The 17,796-nt window shown below is 70.3% G+C and carries 19 protein-coding genes; 14 read left to right on the plus strand and 5 right to left on the minus strand.

Annotation, left to right across the window (positions count from 1 at the left end; translation table 11 throughout):
- Window positions 1-2: 2 nt before the first annotated feature.
- On the minus strand, window positions 3-620 hold the full coding sequence (locus tag ACFYNL_RS31210; protein WP_388809209.1) for an RNA polymerase sigma factor: 618 nt from the start codon (window positions 618-620) through the stop codon (window positions 3-5).
- A gap of 263 nt (window positions 621-883) precedes the next feature.
- Between ACFYNL_RS31210 and ACFYNL_RS31215 the strand changes: the two genes are divergently transcribed.
- Both ACFYNL_RS31215 and ACFYNL_RS31220 read left to right on the plus strand, forming a co-directional pair.
- Window positions 884-1,768: a septum formation family protein gene (locus ACFYNL_RS31215; RefSeq protein ID WP_388809211.1), complete on the plus strand. Its 885-nt coding sequence runs from the start codon at window positions 884-886 to the stop codon at window positions 1,766-1,768.
- A 261-nt stretch (window positions 1,769-2,029) separates the two neighbouring features.
- On the plus strand, window positions 2,030-4,738 hold the full coding sequence (locus ACFYNL_RS31220) for an FG-GAP-like repeat-containing protein (RefSeq protein ID WP_388809213.1): 2,709 nt from the start codon (window positions 2,030-2,032) through the stop codon (window positions 4,736-4,738).
- A 73-nt stretch (window positions 4,739-4,811) separates the two neighbouring features.
- On the opposite strand, the gene ACFYNL_RS31225 is transcribed toward ACFYNL_RS31220, so the two are convergent.
- Entirely contained in the window at window positions 4,812-5,207 is a 396-nt protein-coding gene (locus ACFYNL_RS31225) for a hypothetical protein (protein WP_388809216.1), read from the minus strand.
- Window positions 5,208-5,373: 166 nt separating this feature from the next.
- Here ACFYNL_RS31225 and ACFYNL_RS31230 point away from each other — a divergent pair, with 166 nt between their 5' ends.
- Complete coding sequence (locus ACFYNL_RS31230; RefSeq protein ID WP_388809219.1) at window positions 5,374-5,868, plus strand: DUF1877 family protein; 495 nt, start codon at window positions 5,374-5,376, stop codon at window positions 5,866-5,868.
- Window positions 5,869-5,890: 22 nt separating this feature from the next.
- On the opposite strand, the gene ACFYNL_RS31235 is transcribed toward ACFYNL_RS31230, so the two are convergent.
- The 3 genes from ACFYNL_RS31235 to ACFYNL_RS31245 all read right to left on the minus strand — a co-directional run bounded on the left by ACFYNL_RS31235 (window position 5,891) and on the right by ACFYNL_RS31245 (window position 8,843).
- Window positions 5,891-6,496 carry a hypothetical protein gene (locus tag ACFYNL_RS31235; protein ID WP_388809222.1) on the minus strand — a complete coding sequence of 202 codons (606 nt, stop codon included), beginning with the start codon at window positions 6,494-6,496 and terminating at the stop codon, window positions 5,891-5,893.
- A 117-nt stretch (window positions 6,497-6,613) separates the two neighbouring features.
- A complete protein-coding gene (locus tag ACFYNL_RS31240) occupies window positions 6,614-7,141 on the minus strand; it encodes a hypothetical protein (protein ID WP_388809224.1) in 528 nt (175 codons plus the stop codon).
- An 88-nt stretch (window positions 7,142-7,229) separates the two neighbouring features.
- Window positions 7,230-8,843: a glycoside hydrolase family 20 protein gene (locus ACFYNL_RS31245; protein ID WP_388810087.1), complete on the minus strand. Its 1,614-nt coding sequence runs from the start codon at window positions 8,841-8,843 to the stop codon at window positions 7,230-7,232.
- 214 nt (window positions 8,844-9,057) lie between these two features.
- Here ACFYNL_RS31245 and ACFYNL_RS31250 point away from each other — a divergent pair, with 214 nt between their 5' ends.
- The 11 genes from ACFYNL_RS31250 (at window position 9,058) to ACFYNL_RS31300 (ending at window position 17,774) form a co-directional block, all read left to right on the plus strand.
- Window positions 9,058-9,633: a 2-oxo-4-hydroxy-4-carboxy-5-ureidoimidazoline decarboxylase gene (locus tag ACFYNL_RS31250; RefSeq protein WP_388809226.1), complete on the plus strand. Its 576-nt coding sequence runs from the start codon at window positions 9,058-9,060 to the stop codon at window positions 9,631-9,633.
- 188 nt (window positions 9,634-9,821) lie between these two features.
- Window positions 9,822-10,202, plus strand: coding sequence for a succinate dehydrogenase, cytochrome b556 subunit (gene sdhC, locus ACFYNL_RS31255; protein ID WP_388809228.1), 381 nt, complete (start codon window positions 9,822-9,824; stop codon window positions 10,200-10,202).
- Between the two features lie 5 nt (window positions 10,203-10,207).
- Window positions 10,208-10,690, plus strand: coding sequence for a succinate dehydrogenase hydrophobic membrane anchor subunit (locus tag ACFYNL_RS31260; RefSeq protein ID WP_388809231.1), 483 nt, complete (start codon window positions 10,208-10,210; stop codon window positions 10,688-10,690).
- A 22-nt stretch (window positions 10,691-10,712) separates the two neighbouring features.
- Entirely contained in the window at window positions 10,713-12,467 is a 1,755-nt protein-coding gene (gene sdhA / locus ACFYNL_RS31265) for a succinate dehydrogenase flavoprotein subunit (RefSeq protein WP_388809233.1), read from the plus strand.
- The gene (locus ACFYNL_RS31270; RefSeq protein WP_388809236.1) at window positions 12,467-13,228 is read left to right on the plus strand and encodes a succinate dehydrogenase iron-sulfur subunit; all 762 of its coding nucleotides are present in this window, start codon (window positions 12,467-12,469) and stop codon (window positions 13,226-13,228) included. The genes sdhA and ACFYNL_RS31270 overlap by 1 nt, the downstream gene beginning before the upstream one ends.
- 179 nt (window positions 13,229-13,407) lie before the next feature.
- On the plus strand, window positions 13,408-14,022 hold the full coding sequence (locus ACFYNL_RS31275; RefSeq protein ID WP_388809238.1) for a Uma2 family endonuclease: 615 nt from the start codon (window positions 13,408-13,410) through the stop codon (window positions 14,020-14,022).
- A gap of 235 nt (window positions 14,023-14,257) precedes the next feature.
- Window positions 14,258-14,668, plus strand: coding sequence for a VOC family protein (locus tag ACFYNL_RS31280; RefSeq protein WP_388809240.1), 411 nt, complete (start codon window positions 14,258-14,260; stop codon window positions 14,666-14,668).
- 129 nt (window positions 14,669-14,797) lie between these two features.
- Window positions 14,798-15,205, plus strand: coding sequence for a hypothetical protein (locus tag ACFYNL_RS31285; RefSeq protein WP_388809241.1), 408 nt, complete (start codon window positions 14,798-14,800; stop codon window positions 15,203-15,205).
- A gap of 12 nt (window positions 15,206-15,217) precedes the next feature.
- Window positions 15,218-15,772 carry a thiol-disulfide oxidoreductase DCC family protein gene (locus ACFYNL_RS31290; protein ID WP_388810088.1) on the plus strand — a complete coding sequence of 185 codons (555 nt, stop codon included), beginning with the start codon at window positions 15,218-15,220 and terminating at the stop codon, window positions 15,770-15,772.
- A gap of 189 nt (window positions 15,773-15,961) precedes the next feature.
- Window positions 15,962-16,987 carry a trypsin-like serine peptidase gene (locus ACFYNL_RS31295; RefSeq protein ID WP_388809243.1) on the plus strand — a complete coding sequence of 342 codons (1,026 nt, stop codon included), beginning with the start codon at window positions 15,962-15,964 and terminating at the stop codon, window positions 16,985-16,987.
- A 37-nt stretch (window positions 16,988-17,024) separates the two neighbouring features.
- Window positions 17,025-17,774, plus strand: a complete 750-nt coding sequence (locus ACFYNL_RS31300) for a TetR family transcriptional regulator (RefSeq protein WP_388809246.1) — start codon at window positions 17,025-17,027, stop codon at window positions 17,772-17,774.
- The last annotated feature ends 22 nt before the right edge of the window (window positions 17,775-17,796 follow it).

The following is a 17,796-nucleotide window of genomic DNA, read 5'->3' on the forward strand; positions in this document are numbered from 1 at the left end:
GTTCATTTCGATTCCCCCAGCGTCCGGGGGCCGTCTTCCGTCACACCTTCGACGCCCAGCTGTTTGGCCAGGCGCTTCAGACCCCGGTGGGCGGCAGTCCGCACCGCGCCCGGGCGCTTGCCGAGGACGCGTGCCGCGGCGGGCGCGTCGAGACCGACGACGACCCTCAGCAGCACGGCCTCCGCCTGGTCCCGCGGCAGGCCGCGGATCAGCTCCAGGGCGGACTCCGTGGACAGCGACTCCAGGGCCTGGTCGTACGTGCTGTGCGGACCCGGCAGGTCCAGCACGTCCTGTTCCAGCGCGGACGAGCGCGGCCGCACCTTCTGCCGGCGCAGATGGTCCAGCGCCCGGTGCCGGGCGATGGTCGCGCTCCAACCCCGGAACCCGGCTCCGTCGCCCTTGAACCGACCGAGGTCCCGGGCGATCTCCAGCCAGGCGTCGGACGCCACGTCCTCCGCGTCGTTGCCGACCAGGCCGCGCAGATACCCGAGCAGTCCCGGCTGCACCAAGCGGTACGCGACCGCGAAGGCGGCCTCGTCGCCTTCCTGGGCCCGCGCGACGGCCGCGCCCAATTCCCCGTCGTAGGCATACACCCGACGGGGTTCCCCTCCTCGACCCAAGAACTGTCCTCGTCCGTACCGGTTCGCGGCGAATCCGCACCTCCGGGTACGGCCACCCTTGACCACGCTCCTCCACGGTCAACAGCGCTCGGACTCACAGAAGTGTCACAGGGCACGCCCCGCCCGGCCCCGGCTACAACCATTGCGGCGCATCGGCAGTCAGAGACGCCGAGACGTCATGGGCGCCGTGTGACGGCCCGTCACAGCAATGGCATACGATGCGTGCGTTTCGCATAAAGTTCCCATAAGAGGATGTACACGTCATGGCAATCCGTGCCCCTTATCGTTCCCTTCGCGGTGTTTCCGCCGCCGTCGCACTGCTCGCGATCGGCGCGGCGGGCTGCTCGGATGTCTCGGATGCCGTCGACAGCGCCAAGGACGGCGCCAAGAAGGTGGCCCGTCAGCGGTCGGTGTTCACGCTGCACGTCGGGGACTGCTACAACCCGAACACCAAGGGCGAGGGCGAGGAGATACTCGTCGAGATCGTGCCCTGCGACGAGGCCCACACGGGCCAGGTCGTGGCCGACTTCCAGATCACCGAAGTGACGAAGTACCCCGGCGAGACCGAGGTTTCGGCGATCGCCGACAAGCGCTGCCCGGTCGAGGCGAACAAGTACGCCCCGGACACCTGGGCGCTGCCCAAGGAAGTCTCCCTCTTCTACTACACGCCGACCGCGCAGAGCTGGCAGACCGGTGACCGTGCCGTGAGCTGCACGTACACCAAGGAGTCGGGCAAGTTCACCGGCTCGCTGGCCGGCAAGTCCCTCAAGCCGGAGCAGAAGACGTACCTGAACGGCTCGAACGCCGTCTACGACGCGCTGTGGGCGAACCAGCCCGAGAAGGAGACCGTCGAGGACGACCTGCCCGGTTACAAGGCGCAGGCCAAGGCCGTCGCCGCCGCTCTGGAGAAGCACCTCGGCGGCCTGGACGGCATCGAGGGCGCGGAGGTCGGCAAGCTGCGCGAGCAGCTGAAGAAGGCCGCCGCGCAGTGGAAGAAGGCGGCTAACGCCGCCGACGCCGACACGTTCTACATCGCCTACGACCCGGCCTTCACCGGCATCGACCCGAACAAGACGGTCGCCGCCCGCAAGGAGTTGGGCCTGGCCACCACCGTCCCGGCCGACGAGGCCGAGGTCTGGGCGGGCTGACGCCCGACGAGAGGCGGGGCCATGTCCGACACGGACGTGGCCCCGTTTTCTCGTGGTCCCGCCCCTCCCGACCCACCCCTTCCCGACCCACCCCCTCGCGGCCGCGTGCTCGTCGTGCCCCGGGTTCCTCGTCGGCTCACCTGCTCACCGACTCACCACGAACGTATGCGCGAGTGACGGTTTGTGATCTCCGTGCGCTGGGTCTGATGCCACCTGTGTGACAGGTGATGCTCTCGTGACCATTTCCTAGGGGTGGGACAGTTGAGTCCTCGCAGGACCCGTGCGTACAAACCGCTCAGCCTCAAGAGACGCGTCTGGCTGACGCTGGGAGCCGTCGTTCTCAGCGGCGCCGGCGTCGCCACGTACGCCCTCGCGGATCAGTCCGCGCCGGCGCAGGCCGAGGCGGGCGGCCGCAAGCCGTCCGTGCACACGCTGAAGCTGAAGGACCGGGGCTCCGGCCGCAAGGGCCTGGCGAAGCAGGAGACCAGCCGTTTCAGCGCGGTGGTGCTGACCTGGAACGACCCCCGGGCCGGAGCCCGGGGAACCCCCGAGGTGCGCACCCGGGACCTCAGGACCGGCAAGTGGTCCGGCTGGCAGCGGGTGACCGTCGAGCCCAGCCAGGCCGACGGCGCCGAGGGCGAGCGGGCCGCCCTGCGCGGTGGCACGGAGTCGGTGTGGACCGGTGACTCCGACGGCATCGAGGTGCGGATCGTCGACGCGGACGGCACCGAGGTCGGCGGCCAGCCGGCCGGCATGGACGTCAAGCTGCTCGACCCGGGCACCGACCCGCAGGACGAGTTGAAGCCGGCCGCGTTCGCGGCGGAGGAGACCACCGAGCCCACGACCGCGGCGCCCACGACCGAGCCCCCGGTGCCGACCGACCCGGCCACGACGCCCGGAGAGCCGACGCCGACCGACACCCCCACGACCCCGGGGGAGCCGACACCGACCGGATCCGGCACGCCCACCGACTCGGCGTCCCCGACCGCCTCACCGACCCCGACCTCCACCGTCCCCGCGCCCCGGCCGTCGACGGTCGTCGAGCCGCCGGTCATCACCCAGACCGAGTGGGGCGCGTCGACCGAGTACGACGGCACTCCGGAGTACGGCACCGAGATCAAGGCCGCCGTCATCCACCACACGGGCGTCGACAGCGACAACACCCTGTCCTGCGCCGAGTCCCGGGCACGGCTGCGTTCCATCCAGCAGGCGCACATCAGCCAGGGCTACTTCGACATCGGCTACAACTTCGTCGTCGACAAGTGCGGCCAGATCTTCGAGGGCCGCAGCGGCGGTATGGAACTGCCGGTGATCGGCGCGCACGACGCCGGGTTCAACACCGACACGGTCGGGATCTCCTACATCGGCAACTTCGAGACTGCCGCGCCGAGCCGTGCCGGCATGGACGCGATCTCCCGGGTCGTGGCCTGGAAGTTCGGGATGTACGGCATCGACCCGACCGGCAAGGTCACACTGACGTCCGGGGTCCCGCAGGGCTACAGCGGCAACAAGATCCCGCAAGGCACGTCCGTCACCCTTCCCCGGGTCCTCGGCCACCGGGACACCAACTCCACGGCCTGCCCCGGCACCAACCTCTACTACAAACTCAGCCGGATCGCCCAGGTCGCCAAGGCCCCGGGCATCTCGCACGCCCTCGCCACCTCGGACTTCGACCGTGACGGCATCAGCGACCTGGTCGCCGGCACGCCCCGCGCGCTGAGCAACGGCGGCACCCTCACCGTCGTCCCGGGCGGCATCGACGGCCCGGTCACCGCGGCCAAGGTGACGCTCACCCAGAACAGCGCCGGTGTGCCCGGCTCCCACGAGTCCGGCGACAACTTCGGCGCCGCCACCGCATGGGGCGACGTCAACGGCGACGGCTACGCCGACCTCGCCATCGGTGCGCCCGGCGAGGACGACACCAGCGGCCACGCCGACCGCGGCTCGGTCACGGTGCTCTACGGCCCGGCGCTCGGCTCCGGGTTCTCGTACACCACGTCGGGCGGTGTCACGGCGACCGGCGCCAAGCTCGGTTCGACGGTCACCGTCGGCGACTTCAACGGTGACGGCAAGGCGGACGTGTTCGCGGCCGGCACCGGCAAGGGCGGCAACTGGAACGCGCGGCTCACCGGCGGCGCCACCGCGGCCGGCACGCTCACCACGGCCACCGGCTCCGTCGGCCATCTGGACGCCGCGACCGGCGACTTCAACCGGGACGGCTACGCGGACGTCGCCCTGAACTACCGCGACACCGGCGGCATCGGCCGGATCGTCCGCTTCGCCGGCTCGGCGACCGGTCTCACCAAGGCCGGCGTGATCTCCGTCAAGGGCGGCCGTTCGCTCGCCGCGGGCGACGTGAACGGCAACGGCTACGACGACATCGTCATCGGCCAGCCGGTGGCCTCCGAGTCGGGCGGCAGGTCCGGCGGCCAGATCACCATGGTCCCCGGCACGTCCACCGGTTTCACCACCACCGGCATGACGACGGTCCACCAGGACACGACGAACGTCGCGGGCGGCGACGAGTCCGGTGACAACTTCGGCGCCTCCGTCTCGGTCGGCGACTACAACGCCGACGGCTTCGCCGACGCCCTCACCGGCGTTCCCGGCGAGGACTTCCCGCGGGGTGGCGTGAACCAGGCCAACGCGGGTGACGTGCTGCTGTTCACAGGCACTCCTTCCGGCTTCATCGGCACCGGCTCGATCCGCATCTCGCAGGAGACGTCCGGCGTCCCCGGCACCGCGGAGGGCGGCGACCTGTTCGGCTCCGCGGTCTCCCTGACCGACCTGTCCGGCTACGGGCGCGCCGACCTGACAATCGGCGCGGAGGGCGAGGACGGCACGGACGGCATCGTCCTGTACCTCCCCAGCAACAGCACGGGCCTCGGCTACAGCCAGGCCGTCATCTACAGCAAGACCGCGCTGGGCACCCCGACGGACGCCCACCTCGGCCAGGCGCTGACGCCGTGACCGCCGGGTGAAAGCCGAACCGGCCGGGGTCCCGCCCATTCACGGGACCCCGGCCGGATTCGGTGGGCCCGCCCTACCGCACGGACCCGCCCTGCGTGGCGTCCCGGCACAGCAGTCGCAGCGAGCCGTCACCCGCGAAGCACCGGCGGGCCTCGTCGATCGGATCCCACAGCCGCCCGTCGGGCGTACGGATCCAGTGGTCGCCGCCGGACGCCCACCACTCGGCGCCCGTCTGACGGGCGATCACCTCACCGGCGTACGCGCCGAGTCCGCGCAGCGTGGCCTCGACGGCGGCGTACGGCGTTCCCTCGCCGCGCAGTTGGTCGATCATCCGGTCGACCCGCCACAGGCTCTGCGCCGAGTAGTCGAGCCTCAGCCGCGCCCCCTCACGCATCACCGACACGGCGTCCGCCGCCCACCGCACCGGCTTCGTCGCAGCTGAGGGCCTGGTCTCCGCTTGAGTCGTCACATTCTTGGCAGCGCGGCCCGAGCGCTTTTCGTCACGCGGATTCCCGGGCTGCCCAGGACCGGCGCAGGACCGCCGCACCTCGCCCCCAGGACAGTCACAGGACTCCCCCAGCGGCCGGGTTTACCCGGGAGTGACGCTTCGCCGCCGCCGTGCGCTCCTGTCACTGATGAGCATGTACTTCCATCTCCGCGCCGTGCCGCCCTCGGCCCTGCGCAACAGCGCGACCTGGTTCCAGCGCCTGTTCGAGGACGACTGGAACACCGTGCGGGACCGCATCGGCCGGCACCGCGAAGAGGTGCTCGACAAGCAGTACGGCGATGTCGAGCTCCTCTACTGCGGCATCCCCCCGCACCACGCACCGGAGGGCCCCCGGACCCAGGTGGTCCTGGGCGGTCACCCGCTGTCCCACACGGACGCGTCCCAGCCGCCGTTCCTGCTGCTCACCGCGGCCCAGGTGACCGGGGTCGCCGCGTACCTGAACGCGTCCGACTTCGACGACCTGTGGCAGCGCGCGCGCACGAAGCTGCTGCGGCCGTACCACCTGTCCGACGCGGAGCCCGAGGTCCGCGGCCTGTTCGCCGCGACACACCGCGACCTGACCGCCTTCTACGCGCAGTCGGCGCACTACGGCGACGCGGTGGTCAAGTGGCTGGTGAGCTGACCACGCCGGAGGCGACGGCGCCTCAGCCCCGGCCCCGGGCCCGGCGGGACACCACCGCCCGCAGCACCCGGCGCCCCTCCGTCGACACCTCCAGGGCCCGGCGCAGCCCGCCCGCGCCATGCCCGGCGAGCAGTTCCAGGACGCTGATCTGCCGGCGCAGTTCGGCGGCGACGAGCGGTGACATGCCCTCCGTGCGGCCGCCGACGGGAGCCCCGCCCGCGCGCACCGAGTCGAGCGCCTGAGCGCCTCCGGGGGACGCATCGCCCTCCGCGGGGTCCAGGAGCCGGTGTATCTGCAGGGCGGCGACCGAGCAGGCGTCGGCCCAGATCCGCGCCTCCGCGGCGGACCGTACGACGGGGGCGGCGGCCAGCATCCGCCGGGCGAGCAGCGCGGCCTCGTCCTCGACGTCCTCGTCGTCCACGACCTCGGCGACGCCCAGCTTCGCGCGCACCTGGTCCAGCAGCTCGCCCCACTCGGCCGGGTCGCCGACCGCCGCGAGGTTCGCCCACAGGGGTCTGAGCACCTCGTCGTCCCCGCCCAGCAGGGGCACGCACCGATCCAAACAAGCCAACCCGCTGGCGGCCAATCCGCGTTCGTCGGCCTGAGCGATCAGTTCCACCAGGCTCATCCACGCCTCCCTAAGCGGGTCGTCTTCGAGGGTCCGGGTCCCCGCACAAGACCCGAACGGGCCCGTTCCTTAACGGAGCCCGCACTTCCCCTTACTGCGTGCAACGGCCCCGGATTGTCACAGCGGCACCACACCGAGCCGGTCGAGCAGCCGGAAGAAGAGGTTTTCGGCCAAAGGATCCGCTTCAGCGGTGAGTACGTCGACCAGCGAGTCGGCGTTCACCTCGTGCCCCGCCTCGGCGGCCCAGGCGACGGCCCGCGCGGCGGCGTCGTCCGGTTCGAGGAAGTAGTCCTCCAGGGTGAGCCCCGCGCCCTCCTCGCCCGCGCCGTCGCCGTTCCCGGCGCCGAGGTGGGCGGCCATGGCGGCCCGCCCCAGACAGGTCGTCCACGCCCCGCTCTCCGGCGCCGCCGCCTCCACCACCACCGAGGCGCTGTCCATGACGTACCCGAAGAGCGCGGGCGCCCCGGTCTCGCGGGCCAGGTCGTTCATGTTCCCGATCCCGCCGTCACCGCTCGGGTACTCCCACACCTGCCAGCCGCCCGGGGCCCGGCCGCGCAGGGTCATGCCCCCGGCATCCGACAGCGCGTCCAGCTCCGCCAGCGACCGCTCGTCACGGCCCACGACGAAATAGCCCCAGTAGCCCATTCCGGATCCCCCCGGCTGTTCGGTTCGCCTCGGGCCGAATACACCACAGTCGTACGGGGGTTCGCAGCCGTATGGGCCAATCCGGAGTTCAGCCGAGCCGGTCCGCGAGCTCCCTGAACCGCTCCCAGGACAGCTCGGGCCGCCCCTCGTCCCACAGCTTCTGTGCCGTCGCCCGCAGCGGCATCCTGATCCCGGCCGCGACCTGGGCCTGTGTCTGCGCGTTCGCGAGGTCGCACCAGACCGCGAAGGACCCGCCGAGGATCTGGTCGTCGTAGGTGTCCGGCACGGCCGTGGTCCCGCGTACGACCCGCGGCGTCCACTGCTCGTAGATCCGCCGGCCCGTCGGATAGACGAAGGTCTGCGGCTCCCCGAGCACGTAGTAGAGGAACTCGTCGTTGTAGTTGATCAGTTTGCGCCCGGCACGCAGGTACTCCACCGGCAGCCGCGCGCCGATCTCCTTGCCGGTCCAGTACGCCACCTGGATGTCCTTGTCCGGCTGGACGGAGGTGTTCCGGAAGAACCCGTCGTTCCACGCCCTCGGCGTGCGGTCGTGGGCGCGGACGGTGGCGGCGCGGTCGTTGAGCCACTTGGTGGTCAGGTCGGCGACGGTCCCGCCGGATCCGAACTCCTCGCGCGCGGCCGCCGCGAGCTGCGGGTAGCTCGCCTGCGGGTCGGACACGGTCAGCGCCTGGTACTCGTCGCCGCCGAGGTGCCACTGGTCGCCGGGGAACAGAGCGGCGTACTCGTCGAGCAGGTCGTCGACGATCCGCGCGGACTTCGGGTCGGAGATGTCGATGGCCCCGCGCGTGGCGACCCCCGACACGTTCCGCAGCTGGAGGTCGGGGTGCGCGGCGATCACCGCCCCGAGGTGTCCGGGCGAGTCGATCTCGGGCACGACGGTGATGTGCCGGGCGGCCGCCAGCTCGACGATCTTCTTGACCTGGGCCTTGGTGAGGTGCTGCCGCGAGACGACCTCGGGGTGGGAGTCGGACTCGACGCGGAAGCCCTGGTCGTCGGAGAAGTGCAGCCCGAGCTGGTTGTACTTCAGGTCGCCGAGCTCCCGCACCCGGTCCTCGATCCAGTCCGCGGTGAAGTGCTTGCGGGCGATGTCGAGCATGAACCCGCGCACCGGCTTGGCCGGCTCGTCGCGCACGACACCCTCCGGCGCCGTCCCCCCGCCCTGCACCGCCTGCTTCAGGGTCCGGGTCCCGTAGAAGACCCCCGCCTGCCCCGGCCCGCTGACGGTCACGCGCCCGCCGCGCACGGTCATGGTGTACGACTGCGGGTTCGCGCCCCGGTCACCGCCCAGCGTCAGCCTGACGTCCCCGGCACGCACGTCGTCCTTCTCACCGGCGTACGTCAGCCCCAGCTCACCGGCGACGAGCCGCCCCTCGTCGGCGAGACCGGCGTCGCCCACCACGACGCGCTGCCCGCGCGCGGGACGCCAGCCGGGCCCGCGCTCGGCCGTGTGGGCGCCGACGGCGGGGATGGTCTGCGGAGCCTTCGACAGCGGGTACGACCGGCTGGGCGTCGGCGTGGGGGCGCCGGGCCGCTTCGGAGCCGACGGCGAGACGTCACCGGCCGCGCCCGGCGTGGATCGCCCTTGCTCCGAGGCCGCGGGCCCGCTGTCGTCGCCGGTCGCCAGGAGTCCGAGGCTCACCCCGGCGGCGACCGTCACGACGACCACCGCGACGATCAGCACCCATGTCTGCTTGAGCGCCCTCTTCGCCGGTTGCCGGCGCCTGTGCTTGTGCTGGCTCACGGCGCCAACCTAGCCGTGTGAGCTCGGCCGGGCGTCCACCACACGTTCCGAAACTCTCCCGTTCGACTGAAATTCGGGCATCCGTCGGACACCTCACGTCCACACTCGATAACGTGGCGCCACTCCTCTCCCAAAATCTTCTGCCGAAACCCACGTGACGCCCACACACCTTCCTGGCCGAGTGGCCATACGGTCGCTCCCCGAGCAGACCCGCACTCCACCGCCCCCCAGCGGGCTGGAGTCCTTCAACACGTCGCCCGCCGACGAGGTCCGGCGCACCCTCCTCACCTGCCTCCGCAGCACCCGCTGGGCCGACCGCATCGCCGTCCACCGCCCGTATCCCGATGTGGACTCCCTGCTGGCGGCGTCGGACGAGGCGGCGTACGACCTGTCGCCGGCCGATCTGACGGAGGCGCTGGCAGGAGAAACGTTGCCGGTGCTGCCGGAAGGGGTCTACGGAGCGGCCCATACGGCACTCAACGCGGCGAACGCCGCATACGAGGCCAAGTTCGGGCACGCGTTCGTCATCTGCCTGGACGACCTGCCACCGGCGGAGGCCCTGGACCACGTTCTGCACGCCATCCGGTCTCGATTGGCGAACGATCCGGACGACGAGCGGGTCCTGACGGCAGAGGAACTCCGGCGCCTCGCGAAGGGGCGGTTGGTGCGCGCACTCAGGGGCGCGGGGGACTGCGCGACCAGCCCCAACGGCGCCGCACCCGGCAAATAACCGCGCATACCACCCCATGAGCCACCAATCACCCATCCGCGTGCCAGTTTGATCACACCACCTGCCCCCCGCTCAGCCCAGCGGCAGCGCATGGCTACGATGCTGGGGGCCGGTGGACCGTACCCGGCCGGGCCCGACCGACAGCACAAGCCGGCGCGGCCCCAATCCCCGCTCCCGGAGGAACTTCCGTGCCGGCTGGAACGCTGTACCGCGGCCGGGAAGGAATGTGGTCCTGGGTGGCTCACCGAGTCACCGGCGTCCTCATTTTCTTCTTCCTGTTCGTTCACGTGCTGGACACCGCCCTCGTCCGTGTCTCCCCCGAGGACTACGACAAGGTCGTAGCCACGTACAAGACCCCGATCGTCGCGCTGCTGGAGTACGGCCTCGTCGCCGCCATCCTCTTCCACGCGCTCAACGGCCTGCGCGTCATCGCCGTCGACTTCTGGTCCAAGGGCCCGCGCTACCAGAAGCACATGCTCTGGTCCGTCGTCGGTCTGTGGGTCGTGCTGATGATCGGGGCGATCTACCCCGTGCTCGGCCACGCCGCTCGTGAACTGTTCGGGAGCTGACGCGCATGTCCATCACTGACAAGACCGCGTCCGGGATCGGCCCCGTCGAGGGCGGCTCGGTCTACAACGTCGACAACCCCGCCCCGTTCATCGAGGCCCCGCGCAAGCGCACCAAGAAGACCCCGCGGTCCACCCGCGGCAACTTCGAGATGGCCGCCTGGCTGTTCATGCGCCTGTCCGGCATCGTGCTCGTCGTCCTGGTCATCGGCCACCTGCTGATCCAGCTCGTGCTGGACGGCGGCGTCTCCAAGATCGGTTTCGCCTTCGTGGCCGGCCGCTGGGCGTCGCCGTTCTGGCAGGTCTGGGACCTGCTCATGCTGTGGCTCGCGATGCTGCACGGCGCCAACGGCCTGCGCACGGTCATCAACGACTACGCGGAGCGCGCGAACACCCGCCTGTGGCTGAAGGGTCTGCTCTACACCGCCACGGTGTTCACCATCCTGCTGGGCACGCTGGTGATCTTCACCTTCGACCCGAACATCCGCTAGGCACGGGGCTGAGGCAACCACCATGAAGATCCACAAGTACGACACCGTCATCGTCGGCGCCGGTGGCGCGGGCATGCGCGCGGCCATCGAGTCGACGAAGCGCAGCCGCACCGCCGTGCTGACCAAGCTCTACCCCACCCGCTCCCACACGGGCGCCGCGCAGGGCGGCATGGCCGCCGCGCTGGCCAACGTGGAGGAGGACAACTGGGAGTGGCACACCTTCGACACGGTCAAGGGCGGTGACTACCTGGTCGACCAGGACGCCGCCGAGATCCTGGCGAAGGAGGCCATCGACTCCGTCCTCGACCTGGAGAAGATGGGCCTGCCGTTCAACCGCACGCCCGACGGCACGATCGACCAGCGCCGCTTCGGCGGTCACAGCCGCAACCACGGCGAGGCCCCGGTCCGCCGGTCCTGCTACGCCGCGGACCGCACCGGCCACATGATCCTCCAGACGCTGTACCAGAACTGCGTCAAGGAGGGCGTGGAGTTCTTCAACGAGTTCTACGTCCTGGACCAGCTGATCACCGAGGTCGACGGCGTCAAGAAGTCGGCCGGTGTCGTCGCCTACGAACTGGCGACCGGTGAGATCCACGTCTTCCAGGCGAAGGCCGTGATCTACGCATCCGGCGGCTGCGGCAAGTTCTTCAAGGTGACGTCGAACGCGCACACGCTGACCGGTGACGGCCAGGCGGCGGTCTACCGCCGGGGTCTGCCACTGGAGGACATGGAGTTCTTCCAGTTCCACCCGACCGGCATCTGGCGCATGGGCATCCTGCTGACGGAGGGCGCCCGCGGTGAGGGCGGCATCCTGCGCAACAAGGACGGCGAGCGCTTCATGGAGAAGTACGCGCCGGTCATGAAGGACCTCGCGTCCCGTGACGTCGTCTCGCGCTCCATCTACACGGAGATCCGCGAAGGCCGCGGCTGCGGCCCCGAGGGCGACCACGTCTACCTGGACCTCACCCACCTCCCGCCGGAGCAGCTGGACGCCAAGCTGCCCGACATCACGGAGTTCGCGCGGACGTACCTGGGCATCGAGCCCTACACGGACCCGATCCCGATCCAGCCCACGGCCCACTACGCGATGGGCGGCATCCCGACCAACGTCGAGGGTGAGGTCCTGGCGGACAACACCACCGTGGTCCCGGGCCTGTACGCGGCCGGCGAGGTCGCGTGTGTGTCCGTGCACGGCGCCAACCGCCTGGGCACCAACTCGCTGCTGGACATCAACGTCTTCGGTCGGCGGGCGGGCATCGCGGCGGCGGAGTACAGCCAGCGGGCCGACTTCGTCGAGCTGCCGGAGGACCCGGCGCAGCTCGTGATCGAGCAGGTGGAGCGGCTGCGCACCTCCACCGGCACCGAGCGGGTGGCGACCCTGCGCAAGGAGCTCCAGGAGACCATGGACGCCAACGTCATGGTGTTCCGTACGGAGCAGACGATCAAGACGGCCGTGGAGAAGATCGCGGAACTCCGCGAGCGCTACAAGAACGTCTCGATCCAGGACAAGGGCAAGCGGTTCAACACGGACCTGCTGGAGGCCATCGAGCTCGGCAACCTGCTCGACCTGGCCGAGGTCATGGCGGTCTCCGCGCTGGCCCGCAAGGAGTCCCGCGGCGGTCACTACCGCGAGGACTACCCCAACCGCGACGACGTCAACTTCATGCGCCACACCATGGCGTACCGCGAGGTGGGTGACGACGGCTCCGAGACCGTCCGTCTCGACTACAAGCCGGTCGTCCAGACCCGCTACCAGCCGATGGAGCGTAAGTACTGATGGCTACCCCCGTTATGGACAAGGCCGAGGCTCAGTCCGCGGCCTCCCCGTACATCACGGTCACGTTCCGGGTCCGCCGCTTCAACCCGGAGGTCTCGGCCGAGGCCACGTGGGAAGACTTCCAGCTGGAGATCGACCCCAAGGAGCGCGTCCTCGACGGCCTCCACAAGATCAAGTGGGACCTGGACGGCACGCTGACCTTCCGCCGCTCCTGCGCCCACGGCATCTGCGGCTCGGACGCGATGAGGATCAACGGCAAGAACCGTCTCGCCTGCAAGACCCTCATCAAGGACATCAACCCCGAGAAGCCGATCACGGTCGAGCCCATCAAGGGCCTGACGGTCCTGAAGGACCTGGTCGTGGACATGGAGCCGTTCTTCCAGGCGTACCGGGACGTCATGCCCTTCCTCATCACGAAGGACACCAACGAGCCCACGCGCGAGCGGCTGCAGACGGCCGAGGACCGTGAGCGCTTCGACGACACGACGAAGTGCATCCTCTGCGCCGCCTGCACGTCCTCCTGCCCGGTCTTCTGGAACGACGGCCAGTACTTCGGTCCGGCGGCCATCGTCAACGCGCACCGCTTCATCTTCGACTCGCGCGACGAGGCCGGCGAGCAGCGCCTGGAGATCCTCAACGACAAGGACGGCGTCTGGCGCTGCCGGACGACCTTCAACTGCACGGACGCCTGCCCGCGCGGTATCGAGGTCACGAAGGCGATCGCCGAGGTGAAGAAGGCGCTGATCACGCGCCGCTTCTGAGGCCGTGTCCGGTACGGCTGTGCGTACCGGGTCGTGAGGGCCCCGCTCCCCGGGTCGGTTCCGGGAGCGGGGCCCTCTGGCATGCGTTGACACGTTCGAGTGAGCGCGATCGTTCCGGACGTGCCGGAGGTGCCCGCCCTACGATGATGCTCTCGACACCAGCCCCTAGGAGGCACGCGATGTCCGCTGCATCCGTCGAGCAGCCCTTCGACGCCGACGAGCCGTTCTCCCTGACGGCCATCGCCGACGAGATCATGGAGCGCCATCCGGGCTACCGCGTCGAGATCATCGGAGGCCACCTCCTCGTGACCCCATCCCCGGATGCCCCGCACGCGCGCGCCCTGACGAAGCTCATGCGCCCCTTCATCGCTGCGGGGCTCGACGACGACGAAACCGAAGTTCTCCAGAACGTCGGTCTCTGGCTCCCCACCGGCGACGAGGACTACGCCATCCCCGACCTCGTGGTGGTGGACGCCGACATCGACGACCACTTCGTCGAGAACAACGCGTACGACCCGGCCTGCTTCCGCCTGGTCCTGGAGGTCACCTCCGGGAACTGGAAGGACGACCTCAAGACCAAGGTCGCCGCGTATGCCCGGGCCGCGGTTCCCGTCTACGTCGTCGTCGACCGCAAGCATCAGCGTCTCCACGTCCTCACCGACCCGGCTGGGGACCGCTACGAGAACCACCGCCCGCACGCCCCCGGCGAGATCGTCACTCTCCCGGACTCCATCGGCGCCAAGGTCACCCTGGACGTGGCGGAGATCCTGAAGGCGGGCCGGCCCAAGAAGTGAAGGGCGGGCCGGAAGGGGGTCGTTCCCCGGGCGCCTCGCTCTCTTCCCGCGTACCGGCCTCGCGCATCATCCCCGGCCGCCTTCCTGTCCCCGGGCACCCGCCTGCGCCTCCAGCGCCCCGCGGAGGTGAGCCGCGGCCGGGTTCCCCGCCGCAACGCAACGCTCACCCCGACGGCGTCACGAGCCACCACCGGCAATCACGGCCTCCGGCCGATCATCCCCTTATTCTGACGCCATGTCAGATGACGAGTCCTACGAACTGCTCGGGTTCGACAACGTACTGCTGCCGGTCGGCGACCTGGGTGAGGCCGTCCGGTTCTACGAGTGCGCCGGGTTCGCGGTCGGGTTCCGGCTGGACGAGGCCGGGATCGCGCTGCTGAAGGTCGGGGGCGAGACGCCGGGCATCCTGCTGCGGCACGAGGAGGCGCTGGGGCACCAGCCGCCGCCATGGCCCTCCCCTCGGGTCTGGCTGGAGGTGCCGGACGCGCGGGCGGCGGCGAAGGTGCTGGCGGACACCGGCATCACGCCGCTCGACGCGCCCTTCTCCGGAGCCACCGGCTGGACCGTTGAGATCGCCGACCCCTGGGGGAACGTCATCGGGTTCACGGACTACAGCAAGCGACCGGAGCTCGGGCGCAGACCGTGAACAGAGCCCCGCGCGGGCGACCGACGCAGACGTGACACAGCCCTCACTCCACTGAGTTGAACACGTTCAAAGACGGGTCTAGAGTCTTCCTCGTCAGCATTTTGAACGTGTTCAAGAAGGGTGGGGGCAATGGACCGCACGGTCGTCGCCTACGTCATCTACCTGGTGGTCAGCATCGCCCTGACCATCTGGGTCGCGCGCACACTCAGCCGCAACGGACGGATCTTCCTCGCCGACGTACTGCGTGGGAACGAGAAGCTCGCCGACGCCGTGAACCACCTCCTGGTGGTCGGCTTCTACCTCGTCAACCTCGGCTTCGTCGCCCTGTACCTCAGCGACGACGAGACCATCGTCGACACCCGCGGCATCTTCGAGGCCCTGTCGACCAAGCTCGGTGTGGTGCTGCTGGTGCTCGGCGTGATGCACCTGGGCAACGTCTACGTGCTCAACAAGATCCGCCGGCGCGGTGTGATGGAGCGTGAGCAGGTGCCGCCGGTCGCGCCGCAGAACTGGGTCGCCCCGACGACCGGGGTGTGAGCGGTGACCGACGTGACGGACGACGCCGTCGCGGGCGGCGGACCCGGCGCTCCGCGCCCCGGGCCCGCCGCCCCGGTCCGACGGCTGACCGTGCTCTACGACGCCCGGTGCTCCCTGTGCGCCTTCCTGCGCGACTGGCTGATGCGGCAGCCGCAGTTGGTGCCGCTGGACCTGGTGCCCGCCGGGTCCGACGAGGCGCGGCGGCGCCACCCCGACCTCGACCACGGCGCCACGCTCGACGAGATCACCGTCGTCGGTGACGCCGGCCAGGTCTACCGGGGGCCCGCCGCATGGATCGTCACCCTGTGGGCGCTGCGCGAGCACCGGCCGCTCGCCCATCGCCTCAGCACTCCGTCAGGGGCCCGGCTCGCCAGGGGCGCCGTGCTCGCCGCCGCGAAGTGGCGCGAGGGCCCGTGGGGCACGGCGGCACAGCACGAGGGCCGGTGGCGTCAGCCGCAGTGGGGCGGGCGCGTCTACCAGGCGGAGGACGGGTGGTCGTACGACCCCAGCGCGGGCTGGACGTACAACCCGCCGGGATGCGACAGCGGTACCTGCACCACCCGTTGACACCCGGGCCAGGGCCCCGACGCGTCCGACTGGGTCGGCTTTTCGCTCCCTGATTTGGCATGCACCCTTCCAAAACAGGGCGGGAGTTGGCACTCTGCCCCCGGTTCTCCACTCCGCACTCGCACCGACTGTCTGTCAGCCGGGCGGCTCACCCCGGCCGCCCGGGCCCCCATCGCAGAAGGAGTACGCGTGAGAGGCACACCCGGCGTCACCCGCATACCCCGCCCCCTCCTCGGCACCCTGATCGGCGTCACCGCGCTGGTCACCGCGGGCGCCCTCGCCGTCCCCGCGAGCGCCGCGCCGAGGCCCGACACCTCGAACAACGTCAGCTCCGTCCCGGCCGGCGCGCAGCAGCAGGCCCGTGACTTCTGGACCGCGGAACGGATGCGGACGGCGACCCCGCTCGACCTGGTCACCGTCGACGGCCGGGCAGACGGCGGCAAGGCCCTGCGCAAGGGCACGCCGTCCACCGTCTCGCCCAGCGCCCCGGCCAAGGCGCTCGGCAAGGCCGCCGGCGGCATCGGGCTGATGGCCTTCCCCAACAGCGGCGGCCAGTGGACCGGCGGCGGTGCGGTCGTGTCCACCGCGGGCCGGGTGTTCTTCACCCACCAGGGACGTACGGCGTCCTGTTCCGGCAACGCCGTCACCAGCGCCAACAAGAGCACCGTGATCACGGCGGGCCACTGCGTGAAGCTGCAGGGCGCCTGGCACACCAACTGGGTCTTCGTGCCCGGCTACCACGACGGGCAGGCCCCGTACGGCCGCTGGAGCGCGACGAAGACCCTGTCCACGCCCCAGTGGACGGCGAGCGAGGACATCAACTACGACATCGGCGCCGCGGTCGTGGCCCCGCTGGACGGCAAGAAGCTGACGGACGTCGTCGGCGGACAGGGGCTTGCGTTCAACACCGGCTACAACCTGCGCATGTACTCGTTCGGCTTCCCGGCCGCCGCCCCGTACGACGGCGAGAAGTTCATCTACTGCAGCGGCACCACCAACCGGGACTTCCTGCTCTCCAACGACCACGGCATGACCTGCAACATGACCGGCGGTGCCAGCGGCGGCCCCTGGTTCACGCGGTTCGACGAGGCCACGGGAACCGGCCTGCTGTCCTCGGTGAACAGCTTCAAGTACAACTTCCTGCCGAACCGGATGTACGGCCCGTACTTCGGAGCCGACGCCCAGAACCTGTACCAGACGGCGCAGGCCTCCTGACGGTCGGCCGAAACGCCACTCGTTAGGCTCTCTTTCCGTGCCCGAGAAGAACGACAGCCCTGAACAGGGCGACACGCCCAGCAAGTCCGAGCAGACCCGTGCGCTCATCCTGGAGACCGCCATGCGGCTGTTCCAGGAGCGGGGCTACGACAAGACGACGATGCGGGCGATCGCCCAGGAGGCCGGGGTCTCCGTCGGAAACGCGTACTACTACTTCGAGGGCAAGGAACACCTGATCCAGGGGTTCTACGACCGGATCGCCGCCGAGCACCAGGCGGCGGTCCGGCCGATCCTGGCCCGGGAGACCGACCTGGAGGCACGGCTCGCGGGCGTGCTGAAGGTGTGGCTGGACATCGCCACGCCGTACCACGAGTTCGCCGTGCAGTTCTTCAAGAACGCCGCCGATCCCGACAGCCCGCTCAGCCCCTTCTCCGCCGAGTCGGAGCACGCGCGCGTGGAGGCCATCAGCATCCACCGCCAGGTCCTGGCGGGCGCGAAGACCAAGGTGCCCGAGGAACTGCGGGACGTGCTGCCCGAGCTGATGTGGCTCTCCCAGATGGGGCTCGTCCTGTACTGGGTGTTCGACCGCACCGAGGGGCGCGAGCGCAGCTACCGGCTGGCCGAGCGAGGGGCCCGCCTGACCGCGCGGGGCGTCTCGCTGGCCCGGTTCCGGGTGCTGCGGCCGCTGGTGCGCGAGGTGCACGAGCTGTTCACCGACTTCCTGCCCGGGATGACGAACGCGCTCCCGGATCCGGCGAAGAAGACCGGCGGGAAGGCCGGCACATAGGCCACCGGCAGGGGGCGCCCGC

The organism is Streptomyces sp. NPDC007808 (assembly GCF_042868655.1).
Lineage (GTDB): Bacteria > Actinomycetota > Actinomycetes > Streptomycetales > Streptomycetaceae > Streptomyces.

Bases quoted from the DNA above. Each gene is read 5' to 3' on its own strand.
- ACFYNL_RS31215 (WP_388809211.1), top strand. From the start codon at position 884: ATGGCAATCCGTGCCCCTTATCGTTCCCTTCGCGGTGTTTCCGCCGCC.
- ACFYNL_RS31230 (WP_388809219.1), top strand. From the start codon at position 5,374: ATGAGCATGTACTTCCATCTCCGCGCCGTGCCGCCCTCGGCCCTGCGC.
- ACFYNL_RS31235 (WP_388809222.1), bottom strand. From the start codon at position 6,496: ATGAGCCTGGTGGAACTGATCGCTCAGGCCGACGAACGCGGATTGGCC.
- ACFYNL_RS31240 (WP_388809224.1), bottom strand. From the start codon at position 7,141: ATGGGCTACTGGGGCTATTTCGTCGTGGGCCGTGACGAGCGGTCGCTG.
- ACFYNL_RS31260 (WP_388809231.1), top strand. From the start codon at position 10,208: ATGTCCATCACTGACAAGACCGCGTCCGGGATCGGCCCCGTCGAGGGC.
- sdhA (WP_388809233.1), top strand. From the start codon at position 10,713: ATGAAGATCCACAAGTACGACACCGTCATCGTCGGCGCCGGTGGCGCG.
- ACFYNL_RS31270 (WP_388809236.1), top strand. From the start codon at position 12,467: ATGGCTACCCCCGTTATGGACAAGGCCGAGGCTCAGTCCGCGGCCTCC.
- ACFYNL_RS31275 (WP_388809238.1), top strand. From the start codon at position 13,408: ATGTCCGCTGCATCCGTCGAGCAGCCCTTCGACGCCGACGAGCCGTTC.
- ACFYNL_RS31280 (WP_388809240.1), top strand. From the start codon at position 14,258: ATGTCAGATGACGAGTCCTACGAACTGCTCGGGTTCGACAACGTACTG.
- ACFYNL_RS31285 (WP_388809241.1), top strand. From the start codon at position 14,798: ATGGACCGCACGGTCGTCGCCTACGTCATCTACCTGGTGGTCAGCATC.